The organism is Mycobacterium sp. 852002-51057_SCH5723018 (assembly GCF_001667035.1).
Lineage (GTDB): Bacteria > Actinomycetota > Actinomycetes > Mycobacteriales > Mycobacteriaceae > Mycobacterium.
Window position 1 is genome coordinate 1 of record NZ_LZIR01000031.1, and the last position, 19,293, is coordinate 19,293.

The 19,293-nt window shown below is 68.1% G+C and carries 14 protein-coding genes and 1 pseudogene; 4 read left to right on the forward strand and 11 right to left on the reverse strand.

Annotation, left to right across the window (positions count from 1 at the left end; genetic code table 11):
- Positions 1-150 precede the first annotated feature (150 nt).
- Positions 151-774, reverse strand: coding sequence for an Rv2466c family mycothiol-dependent reductase (locus tag A5764_RS08180; RefSeq protein ID WP_067111384.1), 624 nt, complete (start codon positions 772-774; stop codon positions 151-153).
- Between the two features lie 130 nt (positions 775-904).
- Here A5764_RS08180 and pepN point away from each other — a divergent pair, with 130 nt between their 5' ends.
- Positions 905-3,508, forward strand: coding sequence for an aminopeptidase N (gene pepN, locus A5764_RS08185; RefSeq protein ID WP_067111387.1), 2,604 nt, complete (start codon positions 905-907; stop codon positions 3,506-3,508).
- A gap of 89 nt (positions 3,509-3,597) precedes the next feature.
- Here the strand turns inward: pepN and A5764_RS08190 are convergent, their stop codons facing one another.
- The 3 genes from A5764_RS08190 to A5764_RS08200 form a co-directional block, all read right to left on the reverse strand.
- Complete coding sequence (locus tag A5764_RS08190) at positions 3,598-4,065, reverse strand: DUF5130 domain-containing protein (protein WP_067111399.1); 468 nt, start codon at positions 4,063-4,065, stop codon at positions 3,598-3,600.
- The gene (locus A5764_RS08195) at positions 4,052-4,279 is read right to left on the reverse strand and encodes a hypothetical protein (RefSeq protein WP_067111425.1); all 228 of its coding nucleotides are present in this window, start codon (positions 4,277-4,279) and stop codon (positions 4,052-4,054) included. The genes A5764_RS08190 and A5764_RS08195 overlap by 14 nt, the downstream gene beginning before the upstream one ends.
- Before the next feature lie 121 nt (positions 4,280-4,400).
- Positions 4,401-5,048, reverse strand: a complete 648-nt coding sequence (locus A5764_RS08200) for an HNH endonuclease (RefSeq protein WP_067111402.1) — start codon at positions 5,046-5,048, stop codon at positions 4,401-4,403.
- Positions 5,049-5,191: 143 nt separating this feature from the next.
- On the opposite strand from A5764_RS08200, the gene A5764_RS08205 reads away from it, so the two are divergent.
- Both A5764_RS08205 and A5764_RS08210 read left to right on the forward strand, forming a co-directional pair.
- Positions 5,192-5,587 (forward strand): globin, encoded by a 396-nt coding sequence (locus A5764_RS08205; protein WP_067111428.1) that lies wholly within the window; start codon positions 5,192-5,194, stop codon positions 5,585-5,587.
- A gap of 28 nt (positions 5,588-5,615) precedes the next feature.
- Positions 5,616-7,181 carry a glycoside hydrolase family 13 protein gene (locus A5764_RS08210; RefSeq protein WP_067111405.1) on the forward strand — a complete coding sequence of 522 codons (1,566 nt, stop codon included), beginning with the start codon at positions 5,616-5,618 and terminating at the stop codon, positions 7,179-7,181.
- Between the two features lie 6 nt (positions 7,182-7,187).
- Here the strand turns inward: A5764_RS08210 and A5764_RS08215 are convergent, their stop codons facing one another.
- The 5 genes from A5764_RS08215 to A5764_RS08235 all read right to left on the reverse strand — a co-directional run bounded on the left by A5764_RS08215 (position 7,188) and on the right by A5764_RS08235 (position 15,445).
- The gene (locus tag A5764_RS08215; protein ID WP_067111408.1) at positions 7,188-7,868 is read right to left on the reverse strand and encodes a hypothetical protein; all 681 of its coding nucleotides are present in this window, start codon (positions 7,866-7,868) and stop codon (positions 7,188-7,190) included.
- A complete protein-coding gene (locus A5764_RS08220) occupies positions 7,853-8,269 on the reverse strand; it encodes a thioesterase family protein (RefSeq protein WP_067111411.1) in 417 nt (138 codons plus the stop codon). Before A5764_RS08220 ends, A5764_RS08215 begins: the two co-directional genes overlap by 16 nt.
- Complete coding sequence (locus tag A5764_RS08225) at positions 8,266-13,113, reverse strand: NAD-glutamate dehydrogenase (protein WP_067111414.1); 4,848 nt, start codon at positions 13,111-13,113, stop codon at positions 8,266-8,268. The genes A5764_RS08220 and A5764_RS08225 overlap by 4 nt, the downstream gene beginning before the upstream one ends.
- Before the next feature lie 96 nt (positions 13,114-13,209).
- On the reverse strand, positions 13,210-14,886 hold the full coding sequence (ettA, locus tag A5764_RS08230; RefSeq protein WP_067111417.1) for an energy-dependent translational throttle protein EttA: 1,677 nt from the start codon (positions 14,884-14,886) through the stop codon (positions 13,210-13,212).
- 76 nt (positions 14,887-14,962) lie between these two features.
- Complete coding sequence (locus A5764_RS08235) at positions 14,963-15,445, reverse strand: single-stranded DNA-binding protein (RefSeq protein WP_067111420.1); 483 nt, start codon at positions 15,443-15,445, stop codon at positions 14,963-14,965.
- Between the two features lie 197 nt (positions 15,446-15,642).
- Here A5764_RS08235 and A5764_RS08240 point away from each other — a divergent pair, with 197 nt between their 5' ends.
- Positions 15,643-16,380 (forward strand): hypothetical protein, encoded by a 738-nt coding sequence (locus A5764_RS08240; protein WP_067111431.1) that lies wholly within the window; start codon positions 15,643-15,645, stop codon positions 16,378-16,380.
- A 40-nt stretch (positions 16,381-16,420) separates the two neighbouring features.
- On the opposite strand, the gene A5764_RS08245 is transcribed toward A5764_RS08240, so the two are convergent.
- Together A5764_RS08245 and A5764_RS08250 are read right to left on the reverse strand one after the other, a co-directional pair.
- On the reverse strand, positions 16,421-18,451 hold the full coding sequence (locus A5764_RS08245; protein ID WP_067111423.1) for a cytochrome c oxidase assembly protein: 2,031 nt from the start codon (positions 18,449-18,451) through the stop codon (positions 16,421-16,423).
- Positions 18,452-18,478: 27 nt separating this feature from the next.
- Positions 18,479-19,293, reverse strand: a pseudogene (locus tag A5764_RS08250) (glycerol-3-phosphate acyltransferase); the annotation flags it as partial.

Below are 19,293 nucleotides of genomic sequence, written 5' to 3' on the forward strand. Positions count from 1 at the left end.
GCTCTATGTGCGGGTGCTTGAGCTCGAATCCGGCGTGGTCAGAGCCGAGGTAGACGCGCATGCCCGCAATCCTTGCACAGCGACGTGCCCCCGCACCGCCGCGCTCGCGCGCGCGGCGAAGCCGGGCGCGGCGGGTCGCCGCCGAATGACCTAGTCGAATTCGGGCTTCTCGGTGCGCGTCCGCTTGAGTTCGAAGAAGTGCGGGTAGGACGCGAAGGTCACCGAGGCGTCCCAAAGCTTGCCGGCCTCCTCGCCACGCGGGATCTTCGAGAGCACCGGCCCGAAGAACGCCACCCCGTTGACGTGGATGGTCGGCGTGCCGACGTCGTCACCGACGGCGTCCATCCCGGCGTGGTGACTCTTACGCAGCGCGTCGTCGTAGGCGTCACTGTGCGCGGCCTCGGCGAGCTCGGCCGGCAGGCCGGCGTCGGCCAGGGACAGCTTGATGACCTCCTCGAGGTCCTTGTTGTCCTCGTTGTGAATCCGGGTGCCCATCGCGGTGTAGAGCGGGCTCAGGACGCCGGCTCCGTGGGCCTGCTCGGCGGCGATCGCCACCCGCACCGGCCCCCACGCGTGCTTCATCATCTCCCGATACTTGTCGGGCAAGCCTTCGCGGTTTTCGTTGAGTATCGCCAGGCTCATGACGTGGAAGTGCACTTCGATATCGCGGACCTTCTCCACTTCGAGGATCCAGCGCGACGTGATCCAACACCACGGGCACAGCGGGTCGAACCAGAAGTCGGCTTGGTTTTTCGTGAGCGCCTTCTCGGACATCGCAGCGGTCCTCTCCTGCAGAGTTAGGGACGGTCAGAACACCGTTCAGCACAACCGTAGTCAGCGGGCGCGTGTTCCCGCCCCGCCGCACGGGTTACCTCACGTTCACCGACACGTTTAAGTTGGACGCGTGGCCCTTCCAAACCTCACCCGGGACCAGGCCGTCGAACGCGCCGCCTTGATCACCGTCGAGAACTACCAGATCAGCCTGGACGTGACCGACGGCTCGGACATCGGCGGCGCGCCCGGCGAGCGCACCTTCCGGTCCACCACCACCGTGGTGTTCGACGCGCTGCCCGGCGCCGACACGGTCATCGATATCGCCGCCGACACCGTTCGCGGCGCCACGCTGAACGGGCGCGCCCTGGATGTTTCGGGGTACGACGAGTCGATCGGCATCCCGCTGCGCGGACTCGACAAACGCAACGTCGTCGTCGTCGACGCCGACTGCCGCTACTCCAACACCGGCGAGGGGTTGCATCGCTTCGTCGACCCGGTGGACGACGAGACGTATCTGTACTCCCAATTCGAAACCGCCGACGCCAAGCGGATGTTCGCCTGCTTCGACCAACCCGATCTCAAGGCGACGTTCGACGTGCGGGTGGTCGCACCCGCGCACTGGAAGGTGATCTCCAACGCCGCGACGGTGTCGATCGAGGAGACGGACGGTGCCGGCGTGCACACCTTTGCCACCACCCCGAGGATGAGCACGTACCTGGTCGCGTTGATCGCCGGCCCGTACGCCCGGTGGAAGGACTGCTACGTCGACGAACATGGCGAGATCCCGCTGGCCATCTACTGCCGGGCGTCGCTGGCCCAGCACATGGACGCCGACCGGTTGTTCACCGAGACCAAGCAGGGATTTGGCTTCTATCACAAGAACTTTGGCCTGCCCTACGCGTTCGGCAAGTATGACCAGCTGTTCGTCCCCGAGTTCAACGCCGGCGCAATGGAAAACGCCGGCGCGGTGACGTTCCTCGAGGATTACGTGTTCCGCAGCAAGGTCACCCGGGCCTCCTACGAGCGGCGCGCCGAGACCGTGCTGCACGAGATGGCGCACATGTGGTTCGGGGACCTGGTCACCATGACGTGGTGGGACGACTTGTGGCTCAACGAGTCGTTTGCGACCTTCGCGTCGGTGTTGTGCCTCAGCGCGGCAACGGAATTCACCGAGGCGTGGACGACGTTCGCCAACGTCGAGAAGTCCTGGGCCTACCGCCAGGACCAGTTGCCGTCCACGCACCCGATCGCCGCCGACATCCCCGACCTGGCCGCCGTCGAGGTGAACTTCGACGGCATCACCTACGCCAAAGGCGCCTCGGTGCTCAAGCAGCTCGTCGCCTACGTCGGGTTGGAGCAGTTCCTGGCCGGACTGCGCGATTACTTCCGCGCCTACGCCTACGCCAATGCCACGTTCGACGACCTGCTTGCCGCGCTCGAGAAGGCGTCCGGCCGCGACCTGTCCACGTGGGGTGCCCAGTGGCTGAAAACCACTGGGCTGAACACGCTTCGGCCGGAATTCGATGTCGACGCCGACGGCAAGTTCACCCGGTTCGCGGTGACGCAGAGCGGCGCGGCGCCGGGCGCCGGTGAGACCCGGGTGCACCGGCTGGCGGTGGGAATCTACGACCTGGATGTTTCCGACCGGGCCGGCAAGCTGGTGCGGGTGCACCGGGAGGAACTCGACGTCGAGGGTCCGGAGACGGAAGTCCCTGCGCTGGTGGGCGTTTCACGCGGAAAGCTGATCCTGGTCAACGATGACGACCTGACCTATTGTTCGCTGCGGCTGGACCCCGAGTCGCTGCGGACGGCGCTGGAGCGCATCGCCGACATCGCCGAGCCGCTGCCGCGCACGCTGGTGTGGTCGGCGGCCTGGGAGATGACCCGTGAGGCCGAACTGCGGGCCCGCGACTTCGTGGCGCTGGTCGCCGGCGGCGTGCAAGCCGAAACCGAGGTCGGGGTGGCACAACGGCTCTTGCTGCAGGCCCAGACGGCGCTGACCTCCTACGCCGAGCAGGGCTGGGCCCGTGGGCACGGCTGGCCCCAATTTGCCGACCGGATGCTGGAATTGGCGCGCGCCGCCCCCCCCGGATCGGATCACCAGTTGGCCTTCGTCAACGCGCTGTGCTCGTCGGTGCTGTCGACCCGGCACGTCGTGACGCTGGCGGACCTCCTTGACCACGACCCCGCCGACCTGGGTGTGCCCGGCCTCGAGATCGACACCGACCTGCGCTGGCGGATCGTGACCGCGCTGGCCACCGCCGGCGAGATCGACGCCGAGGGTCCCGAGACGCCCTTCATCGACGCCGAAGTGCAGCGCGACCCGACCGCCGCCGGTAAGCGACACGGCGCCCAGGCGGCCGCGGCGCGCCCGCAGTCGCGTGTCAAGGAGCAGGCCTGGACCACGGTGGTCGAGGATGACACCCTGCCCAACATCACAGCCCGCGCGATCATCGCGGGCATCGGGGCGCCGGGGCAGGCCGAGTTGCTCAAGCCCTTCACCGCGCGCTACTTCCAGGCGATATCCGGGGTCTGGGAGCGGCGGTCCAGCGAGGTCGCCCAAACGGTGGTGATCGGCCTGTATCCGCACACCGACATCAGCGAATCCGGCATCGCGGCCGCCGATGAGTTTCTGAGCGACCCGGAGATTCCGCCAGCCTTGCGCCGCCTGGTGCTGGAGGGCCAGGCCGGGGTGAAGCGGGCGTTGCGCGCCCGCAAGTTCGACGCGTCCTGACCGAGGCGCGAGCGTGCGTGTTTGTGCAGTGACACGCCGCGTTAGCCGGCATTCTGCGCACGCTCGCGAGCTTGGGGCAGGAGCTCAGACTACGGCGGGGAGATCCCGGAGCTGAGCACGCGGATCGCGCTGACCAGGCCGTCGACCAGGTGGCCCTGCTCGAACGCCGACGCGGCGGCGGCCACCCCCAGCGGGGCGGCCGACTCGGCGCCGCGGCCCCGCACGTGCGAGCCGTAGACCACCTCGATGACGTGCTGGACGGGCGAGACGGCGAGCAATACCGCGTTGTCCGGCGTCGGCACCTTGGCCAGGATCTCACGCGCCCGCGCGGCGGTGTCGCTGCCCAGGTCGCCGAGGTAAATGGCGAACCGCGCCCGGGACGCCCGCGAGCCGTACTTCAGCGCGTCGTCGATGGCGACCAGGTCCTTGATCGGGAAGGGATAGTGCACGGACAGATCGCCGGGCTCGGTGACCCCCGAGATCCGCCCGCTGGTGGTGATCACCGAGCCCTTGGGCAGCTCGCTGCGCTCGATCGTCGCTAGCTCACCACGTGCCACTGGCGCCACCTCCCACTGAGAACTCTGACGTCCCATGCCCGCCATGCGCGCGCCCAACGTCTTCGTCGGTGGCGGCCCACAGGATCGGCGGATGCGTCCAGGTTTCCGACAATTCGTAGGTCGCCGGGTGCGGTCCCTTGCGCGACCAGATCAGCGCCGACAGCACGACCACCAGCAACAGCGGGATTCCGATGAAGTAGAGGTGAATCTCCAGAAGGCTCACGAGGCAAACCGTATCCCACCGGTCATCCAGCGGCACACCAGGACACAGGAAGCGAGACCCGCCCTGCGACGATGCGGCCTGGAACGGGCGAGGAGGAGCTGGGCAATCGAACCTAGGCCGCGCCCTCGCCGAGGTATCGGGCCCACACCGGGTCGAGTTCCTTGACCGTCGACAGCAGCCGCCAGTGCTGTCCGGTCGGCGGCAGCGGCGCCCGGCGCAGGGCCCAGCCCAGTTCGGCCAGCAGCTTGTCGCCCTTGCGGTGGTTGCAGGGGGAACAGCAGGCGACGCAGTTTTCCCAGGAGTGGTCGCCGCCGCGGCTGCGTGGCACCACGTGGTCGACGGTGTCGGCCTTCGCCCCGCAGTAGGCGCAGCTGAAACGGTCGCGGTGCATGAGCGCGGCGCGGGTCATCGGGACGCGGGCGCGGTAGGGAACCCGGACGTAGGTCCGCAGCTGGATCACCGACGGCACCACGATCGAGCTGGTCGCCGAGTGGATCACCGGCCCGGCCGGGTCGTGGTGCACCACGTCGGCCTTGCCGCAGATCACCATGACGATGGCTCGCCGCATCGGCAGCGCGGTCAGCGGTTCGTAGGTGGAATTCAGCAGCAGCACCCGCCGGCGACTCCAGATCGACGCGCCCTCGTGGCGGGTGGGCGGATGGGTGTCGACGCTATGCAGGGATGACGCGGTTGGGGGCCCGGTTAACCCTGCCGCGGCACCGGAACTGCGGTGGCTGCGGCGTCTCTTGCCATGCGCCATAAATCCTCCGCGGATAAGTCCACCATGATTCGCCGCCAAACGCACCCTCATTGCTGGTGCGCCCCGTGTCAAACCGGTGAACAGCCGGAGGGCCCGCGCCCCGGCTCCGGTGGCGAAAGCCGCGATGCACCACAATGGAAGCGATGGATTCCCAGCCACAGTCCTTCTACGACGCCGTCGGCGGTGCCGAGACATTCCATGCAATCGTCTCGCGCTTCTACGCGCAGGTACCCGAGGACGAGATACTGCGGGAGCTGTACCCCGCGGACGACCTGGCGGGCGCCGAAGAGCGACTGCGCATGTTCCTCGAGCAGTACTGGGGCGGCCCGCGGACCTACTCCGAGCGGCGCGGGCACCCGCGGCTGCGGATGCGCCACGTCCCCTTCCGGATCACCCCGATCGAGCGGGACGCCTGGCTGCGGTGCATGCACACCGCCGTGGCCTCCATCGACTCGCAGACCCTCGACGACGAGCACCGCCGCGAGCTGCTCGACTACCTGGAAATGGCCGCCCACTCCCTGGTCAATTCCACATTCTGATACCCAACAAGGAACCGAACGGAGCGATATGAGCCCCGAGCCGTGGTGGTCAAGCGCGGTCTTTTATCAGGTCTATCCACGGTCGTTCGCCGACAGCAACGGCGACGGGGTCGGTGACATCGACGGGCTGGCCGCGCGGTTGGACCACCTGCATTACCTGGGCGTCGACGCCATCTGGCTCAGCCCGGTCACCGTCTCGCCGATGGCCGACCACGGCTACGACGTCGCCGATCCGCGGGATATCGACCCGCTGTTCGGCGGGATGCCGGCGATCGAACGGCTGATCGCGGCGGCGCACGAGCGGGGCATCAAGATCACCATGGACGTGGTGCCCAACCACACCAGCTCGGCGCACCCGTGGTTCCAAGCGGCGCTGGCCGCCGGGCCGGGCACCGACGCCCGGGAGCGGTATTGGTTTCGCGACGGTCGCGGTGCCGACGGGGCGCTGCCGCCGAACAACTGGACGTCGGTGTTCGGTGGGTCGGCCTGGACGCGGGTGGTGGAACCGGACGGCAATCCCGGTCAGTACTACCTGCATCTGTTCGACACCGAGCAGCCGGACCTGAACTGGGAGAACCCCGAGGTCTTCGACGACTTCGAGAAGACGCTGCGCTTCTGGCTGGAACGCGGCGTGGACGGCTTCCGCATCGACGTGGCGCACGGGATGGCCAAGGCGCCCGGCCTGCCCGACGCGAAGGACGACGTCAAGGTGTTGTCCCACAGCGACGACGACCCGCGCTTCAACAACCCGAGCGTGCACGAAATTCACCGCGGGATCCGCAAGATCGTCGACGAGTATCCCGGGGCGGTGACCATCGGCGAGGTGTGGGTCATGGACAACCTGCTCTGGGCGGAGTATCTGCGGCCCGACGAGCTGCATCTCGGCTTCAATTTTCGACTCACCAAGATCGACTTCGACGCCACCGAAATCCACGACGCGATCCAGAATTCACTCGAGGCCACCGCGATCGAAAACGCCGTTCCGACCTGGACGCTGTCCAATCACGACGTGGGCCGCGAGGTCACCCGCTACGGCGGCGGCGAGGCCGGGCTGCGCCGGGCGCGCGCCATGGCCATGGTGATGCTCGCCCTGCCGGGCGCGGTGTTCGTCTACAACGGCGAGGAGCTGGGCCTGCCCGACGTGTTGGACCTGCCCGACGAGGTGCTGCAGGATCCGACGTGGGAACGCTCGGGACACACCGAACGCGGCCGCGACAAGTGCCGGGTTCCGCTTCCGTGGTCGGGCGACACGCCGCCGTTCGGGTTCTCCACGAACCCCGACACCTGGTTGCCCATGCCGGCGGACTGGGCGCCGCTGACCGTCGAAAAGCAGCGTGCCGACCCAGACTCGATGCTGTCGTTCTTCCGCCGCGCCATCCAATTGCGCAGGGAGCGAAGCGAATTCGTTGGCGCCGGCCTCAAGTGGCAGACCGCCTCGCGCGACGCGCTGATATTCCAGCGTCCCGGCGGCCTGGTGTGTGCGCTGAACGCGGGCCGGCGCCCGATGGCGCTGCCGCCCGGGGAGCTGATCCTTGCCAGCGTGCCGTTGGTGGGCGACAAGTTGCCCCCGGACGCGGCGGCATGGCTGGCCTGAGCGCTTTTAACGCAATACCAACGCCGGGTGACCGCGGCGTCGGTACACCGAACCGAATCTGGCGTCGACGCGCAGCCAACTGGGCAGTATCCGGACCCGGACCAGCTCGTCGGGGCCGACGGGTGTCTGCGGCAGGAAACCCATTGCGGTCAAGGCGAATACGCAGCGCATCGGGACGCCCACGCTGACGTCGGCCGAACTGACCCGAATGACCTCCTGATCGAGCAGCGAGGCCGGCGGACCGTAGGCACTGCCGTGATCCTTGGCGAGCTGGGCGCCGCGCTGCGCAAGGTCGAGCATCACCCCGGCCGGCACGTCGTCGAGATGGGTGAAGCCCGATTCCGGCGGCAATGCCCCCCGCCAGGCGGAGTCCATCGCGAAGCCGGGATCGACGTAGCCCGACGCGTCGATCGACGACAGGCCGCGCGCCAGGGCGTCCGCGCCCACCGACAAGTCGTCGGGTCGCACCCTGCCGACCACCACGCGGCTGGCCAGCACATCGAAACCCGTTGCGACCCAAGCGGTCAGCAGCCCGGCCGAGCGCGCGCGCAGCCGGATGACCGCGGCGTCGTCCAGCCGCCGCGCGTGGTCGACGAACGTGGCGAGATCCCCGCGGTGGGCGGCATCACCGAGCCACAGCCCGCGCTCGGCCGGCCCGCCGTTCCCCGCCCCTAGTCCCGAAGCCACCGCTGCAGATACTCCCGGTGATGCGGCGAGAGGCGTACCAGACGCTGCTCCTCGATGTGGACCGCGGCCAGCTGCGACTCGGCTACGACGGCGGGCTTGGACCGCGGATCGGCGTTCACCGACCGCACCTCGTAGCCCAGCGTGAAGTCGACGGCCCGCAGCCGCTTGGTCCAGATGGTCACCTGCAGCGGCGAATCGGCCAGCCGCAGTTGGCCTTTGTACGTCACGCGGACGTCGGCGATCAGCAACCCGATGGTGGTGGTGTCGGCGGCGAACGGTTCGGAGAGGAACGGCACCCGCGCCTCTTCGAGAATCGTGACCATGGTGGCGTGGTTGACGTGCTGGTACATGTCGATGTCGGACCAGCGCACCGGCACTGGCGCGACGAAGCCCACGCTCAACTCGACGAGCCCCTTCCGCTGGTGCGGGTCATGCGGCGGATCTGCCGCGCGGCCACCGACAGCGTCGCGAGGTCCTTGGCGCCACTTTCGTGGATCTCGGTGAGCGTGCGGCGCGCGCGCTCCACCCGTGACGCGCTGATGTGTTCCCACTCGGCGATCTTTTCCTCACCGCTTTCGTCGGGCTCCCCGACCGCTAACACGTCGAAGCACAGCGAACGCAGCGAGGCGTAGATGTCGTCGCGAATCGCCAAGCGCGCCAACGAGTGCCAGCGGTCGTTGCGGGGCAGCTCGGAGATCGCGGTCAACAAGCCGTCGGTGCCCAGCCGGTCCATCAGGGCGAAGTAGGTGTCGGCCACCTCGGCGGGGTCGATCTCGGTGATGTCGGCGATGTCGATGATGTCGAGCAGGCTGAAGCGATACAGCCCGACCGCGACCCGGTAGGCGAGGTCCCTCGGCGCGCCCAGTGACGTGAATTCCGCGGCTTCCTTGTCCACGATGGCCTTGTCGTCGCCGCGCAACCACTCCGACATTCGCGGCGACAGGTCTTTGACCTTGGCGGCGAATCGGTTGATCTCGGCGCCGACGGCCAACGGCTGCGGGCGGTAGTTGAGCAGCCAGCGTCCGGCGCGGTCGATCAGCCGCCGGGTGTCCAGCGTCAGCCGGTCCGACAGGGCGACAGGCAGATTCGCCGCGCGGATGCGCCGCCAGATGTGGCCGACACCGAAGATGGCGTCGGTGGCCATGTAGGTGCGGATCGCGTCGATCGGCCCCACACCGACGTCCTCGGTGATCCGGAAGGCATAGCTGATGCCCGCGGTGTCCACCAGATCGTTGACCAACATGGTGGTGACGATTTCGCGGCGCAGCTGGTGTCCCCGGATCTCCGGGGTGAATCGTTCGCGCAGCGGCCTCGGAAAGTATTGCGGCAAGCGGGATGCGAAGACGTCCTGCTCGGGCAGCTCGGTGGTCAGCATGTCCTCTTTGAGCGCGAGCTTGACGTGCGCCATCAGCGTGCACAGCTCCGGCGAGGTGAGCCCCATGCCGACCTCGGTGCGCCGGTGAATCTCCTTCTCGGACGGCAGCGCTTCCAACTCCCGGTTGACCCCGCGTCCCTCCAGGTACTTGATCTGCATCGCGTGCACCGGCAGCAGGCTGGCGGCGTTGGCGCGGCTGGTGCCGATCAGGTCGTTTTGGTCCTCGTTGTCGGTGAGCACCAGTTGGGCGACCTCGTCGGTCATCGACTCCAGCAGCTCTTTGCGCTCGTTGGCCTCGACCTTGCCGGCGGTGACCAGAGAGTCGATCAGGATCTTGATGTTGACCTCGTGGTCGGAACAGTCCACGCCGGCGGAGTTGTCCATCGCGTCGGTGTTGATCCGCCCGCCCGCCAGGTCGAACTCGACCCGGCCCAACGCGGTCACCCCGAGGTTGCCGCCTTCGCCGATCACCTTGGCGCGCACCTGGTTTGCGTTGACCCGCACCGGGTCGTTGGCGCGATCGCCGACATCGGCGTCGGACTCGGATTCGGCCTTGATGTAGGTGCCGATGCCGCCGTTGAACAGCAGGTCGACCGGCGCCTGCAGGATCGCCTTGATGAGGTCGGGTGGGGCCAGTTCTTCGACGTCACCGTCGACGCCGAGGGCGTCGCGTACCTGCGGGCTGACCGGGATGGCCTTGTGCTCGCGGCTGTACACCCCGCCGCCCTCGCTGATCAACGACTTGTCGTAGTCGCCCCAGCTCGACCGCGGCAGGTCGAACATCCGCCGGCGCTCCTGCCACGAGACCGCGGCGTCGGGGTCGGGGTCGAGGAAGATGTGGCGGTGATCGAACGCGGCGATCAGCCTGATGTGCTTGCTCAGCAGCATTCCGTTGCCGAACACGTCACCGCTCATGTCGCCGATGCCGACGACGGTGAAGTCCTCGGCCTGAGTGTCGACGCCCATCTCCCGGAAGTGGCGCTTGACGGCCTCCCACGCGCCCTTGGCGGTGATACCCATGGCCTTGTGGTCGTAGCCCACCGATCCGCCGGAGGCGAACGCATCACCCAGCCAGAACCCGTAGGACTTGGCGACGTCGTTGGCGATGTCGGAGAACGTGGCGGTGCCCTTGTCGGCGGCCACCACCAGGTAGGCGTCGTCGCCGTCGCGGCGTATCACCTGCGGCGGCGGGCTGACTTTTTTGGTCGCGTGGTCGACGTTGTCGGTGACGTCGAGGAGCCCGGAGATGAAGAGCTGATAGCAGGCGATGCCTTCGGCGCGGCTGGCGTCGCGGTCGGCGGCGGCCTCACCGGACGGCAGCGGCGGTCGTTTGACGACGAACCCGCCTTTGGCGCCGACGGGCACGATGACGGCGTTCTTCACCGCTTGCGCCTTGACCAGGCCCAGGATTTCGGTGCGGAAGTCGTCGCGACGGTCGGACCAGCGCAGCCCGCCGCGCGCCACCGGGCCGAAGCGCAGGTGCACGCCCTCCACGCGCGGCGAGTACACGAAGATTTCGAACTTGGGGCGCGGCAGCGGAAGCTCGTCGATCAGCTGGGCGTCCAGCTTGAGCGCCAACGCGTCACGGGCCCGGGCCGAACCCTCCCGCGTCACAAAGTAATTGGTGCGCAGGGTGGCCTGCACCAGCGACGCGAACGCACGCAGGATGCGGTCGGTGTCCAGGCTCACCAGGGCGTCGATGTCCGCGGCGACCGCCGCGGCGGCCGCTTGCGCGTCGCGACCGGTCGGCGACCCCGATGCCCTGGGGTCGAATAGCGCTTCGAACAACGTGACCAGTGAGCGCACCGTCGAGGGGTGTTCGTTGAGCACGGATTCGATGTGGGACTGGCTGTACGGAAAACCCGCCTGCCGTAGGTATTTCGCGTAGGCGCGCAGGAGTACCACCTGCTGCCAGGTCAGTCGCGCGCGCAGCACCAGCTCGTTGAACCGGTCGATCTCGGCGCGGCCCTGCCAGATCGCGGTGACCGCGTCGGCGAATCGCTCTGCGGTGGAGTCGGTTTCGGCCGTCGTCGACTCGAGACGGATCGTCGGGTGGGGTTGGATCTTGAATTGGTAGATCCACACCGGCAACCCGTCCGCGCGGGTGACGCTGAAGGGCCGCTCCTCGAGCACGACGACGCCCATGCTTTGCAGCATGGGTAGCAGCTGGCTCAACGACGCGGTGTGCCCGCCCAAGAACCAGGTCAGCTGGGCGGCCCCATCGTCACCGCGGGCCGAGAACACCAATTTCACCGAATCATCGGACAGCTCTTTGATGATCGCGATGTGGTCGATGGCGTCGGTGGGCGTGATGGCCTGCTTGTAGACCTCGGAGAAGGCGGTGGCGTAATGCTCGGCGTCGGCGTGGTCGACAGTGCCGTCGGTGAGGTTTGCCGCGGCGGCGATCAGGCGGTCACCCCAGGTCCGCGCGGCCTCACTCAGCATGCCCTGGATCCGGACCCGGTTGGCTTCCGAGATGTCGACCGGCGCCGCGGCGGCGGGCTTGTCCGAGGGCAGCCGGACCATGAAATGCATGAGCGCCCAAGGTGATTCGCTGACACGCGCGGTGAATTCGAGCCGCGTCCCGCCGAATTCGCGCACCAGAATATCTTCGATCTGCAGCCGCACCGCCGTGGTGTAGCGGTCGCGCGGCACATAGACCAGGCACGAGACGAAGTACTGCAGGCGGTCGGCGCGCAGGAACAACAACGCGCGCTGTTGGGATCCCAGGTCCAGCACCGCTTTGGCCATCGCCAAAAGCCGTTCGGCGCTCAGGGTGAACAGCTCCGAGCGCGGCACGGTCTGGATGACGTCGAGCAGCAGCTGGCCCGGGTGGATGGGATCGCCGTCGGCCATCGCGAGCGCCTCGCGGACCCGCCGCGAGATCATCGGGATTTCCAGTACGTCGGCGTTCATGGCGGCGACGGTGAAGAGCCCGACGAAGCGGTGCTCGATGACGTCGTCCCCGGCGTATTCGCGCACCGCGATCGCGTACGGGTAGGCGCCGTAGCGCAGGTAGCTGCCGACGACCGACTGGGCAAGGACCAGGAGGTGGTCGTCGTCGGTCAACCGGGGCCGGGAACCGGTGCGTGTGCGCAGGACGCCGAGACCCGTTGCCCCGTCGGCGGACACGAGGCCGTCGTGCACCCGGCAGTGCTGGTAGCCCAGCAGCAGGAAGTTCCCGTTACCCAGCCAGCGCAGCAGCTCGGCGACATCCTCGCGATCCGGCGCCGAAAAGCGGTTGTCGGAATTGGCGTCGACGGCCGCGGCCACCTCGCTCAGGGTGGTGATCAGCGTCGCGGCGTCGGTGGCGACCTGTTCGACGTCGGTGAGGACCTTGGGCAGCAGCTGCTCGACCTCGGTGAGCACCTTGCTGTCCACCGAGGGCGACAGCGGCACGTATATCCAGGCCTCGCCGTCGTATTGCGACGCGCCGGGCGCTTTGGGCTCGACGCTGAGCAGGTCCCCGGTCGGGCTGCGGCGCACGTCGAACACCGGGTTCATGATGCCGGCGTAGGCGACCCCGAGCCGGTGCAGCAACACCGTCACGGAATCCAGCAGCATGCTGCCGTGATGGGTGACCACCTGCAGGGAGGGCCCGAATCCTGCGGGATCGTCTGCCGGGTGGACACACACGCAGCTTCCGGTCTCCGGTCGGCACTGGCCGAGTCGATAGTGGGCGCGCAGCATGGCTGGCGTCACCATGGCCGCGGGGTCAACGGGAGCGGTTTCGGCGGCTCCCGGTTCGTCGCCCCGGGGGCCGCGATAGCTCTCGATGTAGGCGTTGGCGATCCAGTCGGGGATGTCTTCGGTTTTGGTGAAGCTGGTCCACGGCTTGAGATCCTGCTTAGCCCCGGGATCGATCGTCATGCCGTTTGCTCCCAACTAACGACGGACGCAACTGCGCTCTGTCGCCCCGGTCCTCGGCGGCGGCCCGGGCCGCGTCGTCGCGGGGCAGAGCTGACATTAGTCGCGCGTCAGCTTGCGGTGGGTCACCCGGTGCGGCCTGGCGGCTTCCGCGCCGAGCCGTTCCACCTTGTTCTCCTCGTAGGCGCCGAAGTTGCCCTCGAACCAGAACCATTTGGCCTCGTTGTCCTCGTCGCCTTCCCAAGACAGGATGTGCGTGCAGGTACGGTCGAGGAACCAGCGGTCGTGCGAAATCACCACGGCACAGCCGGGGAACTTCTCCAGCGCGTTCTCCAGCGAACTCAGGGTTTCGACGTCCAGGTCGTTTGTCGGCTCGTCGAGCAGGATCAGGTTGCCGCCCTCTTTCAGCGTGAGCGCCAGGTTTAGCCGGTTGCGCTCGCCGCCGGACAACACGCCGGCGGGTTTCTGCTGGTCGGGACCCTTGAATCCGAATGCCGAGACGTAGGCCCGCGAGGGGATCTCGTTCTGGCCGACGTGGATGTAGTCCAGCCCGTCCGAGACGACTTCCCACACCGTCTTCTTGGGATCGATGCCGGCGCGGCTCTGGTCGACGTAGCTCAGCTTGACGGTCTCCCCCACCTTGACCGTGCCGCTGTCCGGCTGCTCGAGCCCGACGATGGTCTTGAACAGGGTGGTCTTGCCGACACCGTTGGGACCGATGACGCCGACGATGCCGTTGCGCGGCAGGGTGAACGACAGGTCCTTAATGAGGGTGCGCCCGTCGTAGCCCTTGTCGAGATGCTCGACCTCGACCACGACGTTTCCCAGCCGCGGCCCGACCGGGATCTGGATCTCCTCGAAGTCGAGCTTGCGCGTCTTCTCCGCCTCGGCGGCCATCTCCTCGTAGCGCTGCAGGCGGGCCTTGCTTTTGGCCTGGCGCGCCTTGGCGCCGGACCGAACCCAGGCCAGCTCCTCGGTCAGCCGCTTCTGCAGCTTGGCGTCCTTGCGGCCCTGCACCGAAATCCGCTCGGCCTTTTTCTCCAGGTAGGTCGAATAGTTGCCCTCGTAGGGGTAGGCGCGACCACGGTCGAGCTCGAGGATCCACTCGGCGACGTTGTCGAGGAAGTACCGGTCGTGGGTCACCGCCAGGATCGCGCCGGCATAGGCGGCCAGGTGCTGTTCGAGCCACTGCACGCTTTCGGCGTCCAGGTGGTTGGTCGGCTCGTCGAGCAGCAGCAGGTCGGGTTTGGACAGCAGCAGCTTGCACAACGCCACGCGGCGCCGCTCACCGCCGGACAGGTTGGTGACCGGTTCGTCCGGCGGCGGGCAGCGCAGCGCGTCCATCGCCTGCTCCAGCTGCGAGTCGAGGTCCCACGCGTCGGCGTGGTCGAGGTCCTCCTGCAGCCGGCCCATTTCCTCCATCAGCTCGTCGGAGTAGTCGGTGGCCATCAGCTCGGCGACCTCGTTGAAGCGGTCGAGCTTGACCTTGATGTCCCCGAGCCCCTCCTCCACGTTGCCGCGAACGGTCTTCTCCTCGTTCAGCGGCGGCTCCTGTTGCAGGATGCCGACGGTGGCGTCGTTGGCCAGGAAGGCGTCGCCGTTGTTCGGCTTGTCCAGACCGGCCATAATCCGCAAGACGCTCGACTTTCCGGCGCCGTTGGGGCCGACGACACCGATCTTGGCGCCCGGGAAGAAGCTCAACGTGACGTCGTCCAGGATCACCTTGTCGCCGTGCGCCTTGCGGACCTTCTTCATCGTGTAGATGAACTCAGCCATGCCGCAGTTATGCCTTTCTGATCCGGATTGGTCTCGCGGACCATCCTATGCACCGCGCTGCGGCCGGGCCCCGCCGCTAAGCGGTCAGCGGCAGCGGCCCCGTGTCGGCGGTCTCGACGCTGTCATGGGCATCGGGGTCCTCACCAGCGGCGTCGGACGCATCCGCTGTGGGTGTGGCGGTCTCGCCGGCGGTCGGACCGGTATAGCCCGGCCGTTCGATGCGCACAATCGCTCGGGACACATCGGGGCCCACGGAGGTCGCACGCATCTCCAGCGACGAGCGGCGGTTGCCGTCGCGGTCCTCGTACTCGCTGGTGTACACATGGCCCACCACGATCACCGGTGCACCCTTGCCCAACGCGGCACCCACGCCAGTGACCAACTTGCCCCAGCAATTGACGTTGATGAACAGCGAGTTACCCGGCTCCCAGCCGCCGTCGGCCGTGCGCCGCCGGGAATTGCTGGCGACGCGAAACTTGATGACCTCCTGGGTGCCGACCTGTCGACGGTCGGGGTTGTTGACGATGTGGCCGACCACGGTAAGCGGGGTTTCGAACATTGTTGGGTCCCTTCTCGGTTGCTATCTCTTCGCGCGGTGACCGCGCCCTATCTGCTCGCCATTCAGCTCGGCGGTACCGACGGATCCGGGCCCAAAACTGGTCCCCGCCGACGCCCCTGTGGAAACAACCGGGACTGTGGATCAGAAGAGGACGGCGGCTGCGCGCTCGCATCGCCACGCCGCTTACGGTGGATGACGTGGCTTCGGTCGGTGCGCTGGAGGTCGTCGACGACCTGCGCGCGGCACGGTGGCTGGCCGAGCACATCCGCACCTTTGCCGTCGACGTCGGGTCGCTCGTTCCTGCCGTCTTCGCCGCCTACGCTCGGGTGCTTCACCCCGCCCGCGACGGCGGGGAATCCGTGCGCTGGGCACAGATCGCCCGCGCCAACCGCAGAACCGTGCACCCGGAGATGCAATTCACGCGCCTGATCGGCTACCGGTCGCGGTACAGCCCCGGCTACCCCGCCAAGCAATCCGGCGTCTTTGACGAAGCGCCGGAGGTGGGGACGCTGCCCCCCGATGTTGCCGCGTGGCTGGCGCGCACCCTGGCCAGGCACACCGCCACCGCCGGGCAATGCTGGTTTGCCGTATGGGACGGCCACGGTTGCCTCGACGAGGCGTTTCAGAGCCGGCCGACGTTCCAGCTACCGAACCGCAACTACCACTTGGCTCGCGGCCCCGTCGCCGCGGCCGCCCAGTCACTGGGAACCACCCCTGGCCGGCACCTGTCTTCTAACTTGTGGTGGCCAGACGACCAGTCGTGGTGCGTGGCCACCGACATCGACCTGGACAGCACCTATGTCGGCGGCTCCGAAGCCTGCATCGAGGAGATCATCGCCAACTCCCAGCTCGAAGCAATGCCGCTCGGCGCCACAGCGGGGATCACCGCCGACAGCGACATCCTCAACCCGGCCTTCGCGCCGGACGGTTTCTAGAGCCGGGGCGTCTGAAGGCCCGCGTCGGGCCGCATCTTCGTCAGCGAGGCTGCGCGCTCCCGGGTTTTTCGCGCCGCGCCAGTTCGGCCAGCATCGCGTTGTAGGCGGCCAGCTCGGCGTCGTCGTCGCGGTCGGCCGCGCGGTCCAGTCGCCGCGCGGTGCGCCGGTCGCTGCGCGCCCACTGCACCAGCAGCGCGAGCATCACGATCACCAGCGGCACCTCGCCGGCCGCCCAGGCGATGCCGCCGCCCAATCGCTGATCCCCCAGCAGATCGGTGTGCCAGCTCAACCCAAGCGAGCGGTAGTAGTCGGCGCCGAGCACCTTCCGGGTGCCCATCAGGACCACCCCGAAGAAGGCGTGCAGGGGCAACGACGCGAAGACGACGGCCACCTTGGCCAACGGCGGGATCGGCCGCGGCGTCGGGTCAACGCCGATGACGACCCAATAGAAGAGGTAGCCGCTGACCAGGAAATGCACGTTCATGGCCAGGTGCCCGGCGTGACTGCTCACCGTGGTGTCGAAGAGATTGGACAGGTAGAGCCCGTAGAACCCGGCGACGAACAGCGCGGTCGCGACGACCGGGTTGGTCAGGAGCCGCGACACTCGGCTGTGCAGCGCGGCCAGCAGCCACTCCCGCATGCCCGGCGGGTCGCCGCGGCCGGCGGCGGGCAGCGCCCGCAACGCCAGGCTGACGGGGCCGCCCAGCACCAGCAGGATCGGCGCCAGCATCGAAAGACCCATGTGGGCCACCATGTGCATGCTGAACATCGCCGGCATGTAGCGGCCGACGCCCGAGGAGGTCACGAAGAGCAGCGCCAGGCAGCCGAGCAGCCAGGCCACGATCCGCCCCGGCGGCCAGCTGTCGCCGCGGCGGCGCAGCCGCACCACCGCCGCCACATACAGCGCGGCGAGGACGATCGCGGCCGTGCCGAAGATCAGGTCGAAGCGCCAGTCAAACAGGATGCGCGCCGCGGTGGGCGGCCCGTCGAAGTCGTAGCCGATCTCGGCCTCCGCGATGGACGGAAGCCGGCCGGTGGGCGGCGGCGGCGCGGTGCGGCCCAGCCCGACGGCGATGCCGAAGGTGAGGCCGAACACCGCGGCCTCGACCAGCGCCAGCCTGATCAGCAGCCCGCGCGCCTTCGTGGGATCCGAATCCGCTTGCAGCGCAAGCACTGTCGATCGTCGTTGGCGCCAGCCCAGAACACCCAGCGCACACAGCGCGACGAATTTGGCGACCACCAGCCGCCCGTAGCCGGTGGTCAGCAGGTCGGACGGCAGCACCCGCACCAGGGCGTTGACCGATCCGCTGAGCGCCATCGCGACCCAGCACCACAGCGCGAGGAGCGAGAAACGCCGCGTCGCGAGGCCGGTGTGGTCGCCGCGGCGCAGCGCATGGGCAAGCAGGGCGAGCAGGCCGCCGGCCCACAGGCTGGCGGCCACCAGGTGGATCAGCAGGCTGTTGGTGGCCAGGTCGTGGGACCCGCCGGCCGACGAATGACCCGTCAGCGCAAGCGGAATCAACGTCACCAACGACCCGGCCAGCAGCAGCGGCGTCCAGGACCAGCGCAGCACCGACAAGCTCGCCAGCATCACCACCGCGGCCAGGATCGCGGTCCAGCGCCACGCCGAGGCCGTGTTGATCAGGTCGGCCAACGACCAGAGCCTGACCGGGTTGAGGTGCTCGACCAACGGTTGACCCGACACGTCGGAGATCGTCAGCGGGACCAGCAGGGCCGCACACACCGCCCACACCCCCGAGGCGACGGTCCCCAGGCGAAGCGCGCGATACCCGCCGGCGTCGAGGACGCCGCTGGCTAGGGGCGGCACCATGAACGCCGCGAACAGGAACGACCCGGCTGCCAATACGGCGGCGATCTCCCCCGCCGCCCGGACGAACGGCAGCCCCAGGGTGGTCGCCGGTCCCGGGTCGGGCAATCCGGTGGCGGTCAATGCGTCCGCCAGCGACAGCGCTCCGATCGCGGCAGCGGTGCAGCCCGCCAGCAGCGCGACGCCGATCAGCGGCGCCCAGACCGGCGCGCGCTGCCGGGCTTTGGGTTGGGCCACCGTCATGCACCCAGCGTATGGCGCGGACCTCGACTACAGAGTTTGGCTGTCCAGGTGCCCCTGGCGGGCCTCGACCTCGCGGGCGATGAACTGGTCGCGCGCGATCCGCTGGACGTGGTCGAAATCGTGGAGGATGTCGCGCAACTCTCGCCGGAATGCGATCCGCCTGTCGGCCAGGTCGGGGGCGGGCCCGATCAGGTCCTGGTCGGCAACCACCTGGCGTGCGGTGGCGAACAGCAGCGTCGACACCGATTCGCTGCTACACACCCGCGTCTGGGCCACGTACTGTCGGCCCACTCCGAGCGCCAACTCGGTCAATTCCTTGGCTCCCACATCCGCCGGTGCGTCGCGCAACACGTCGGCGACGATCCCGTACGCCTCGAAGAACACCCGCAGCATCGCGGGCGCCATCAACGGACGCTTGGCGAACAACATCGCGTCGATCTCCTCGCCGCCGGCGGTGACGTGGGCCTCCCAGTTATCGTGCCACCCCATCTCTTCGGCGATGTTGTGGCGGAACGTCGCCGAGTCGGCGAAGTAGAAATCGAACTTCAGCAGGTCGCGCAGCCGCATCGCCTGGGTCCAGAACGCCTCGACGCGGTCGCCCTCAGCGCGCCTGGCGTAGGCGAGCGCGAGCTCGACGATCGAGGTCTCCAAGAACGCATGGATCAGGGAGTTGCGGTAGAACGCCGCGGCGTGTTCGTGCTCGGGCGCAATCCGCCACACCGGCTCGCGGCCGCCATCCACGCGGGTGATCGGGTGCCCGCTGGACAACGCGTCGAGCGCAAGCAAACCCCGATGTCGACGAGCGCGTTGCGGCTGCGCACCCGCGACGGGGCTGTCTCTTA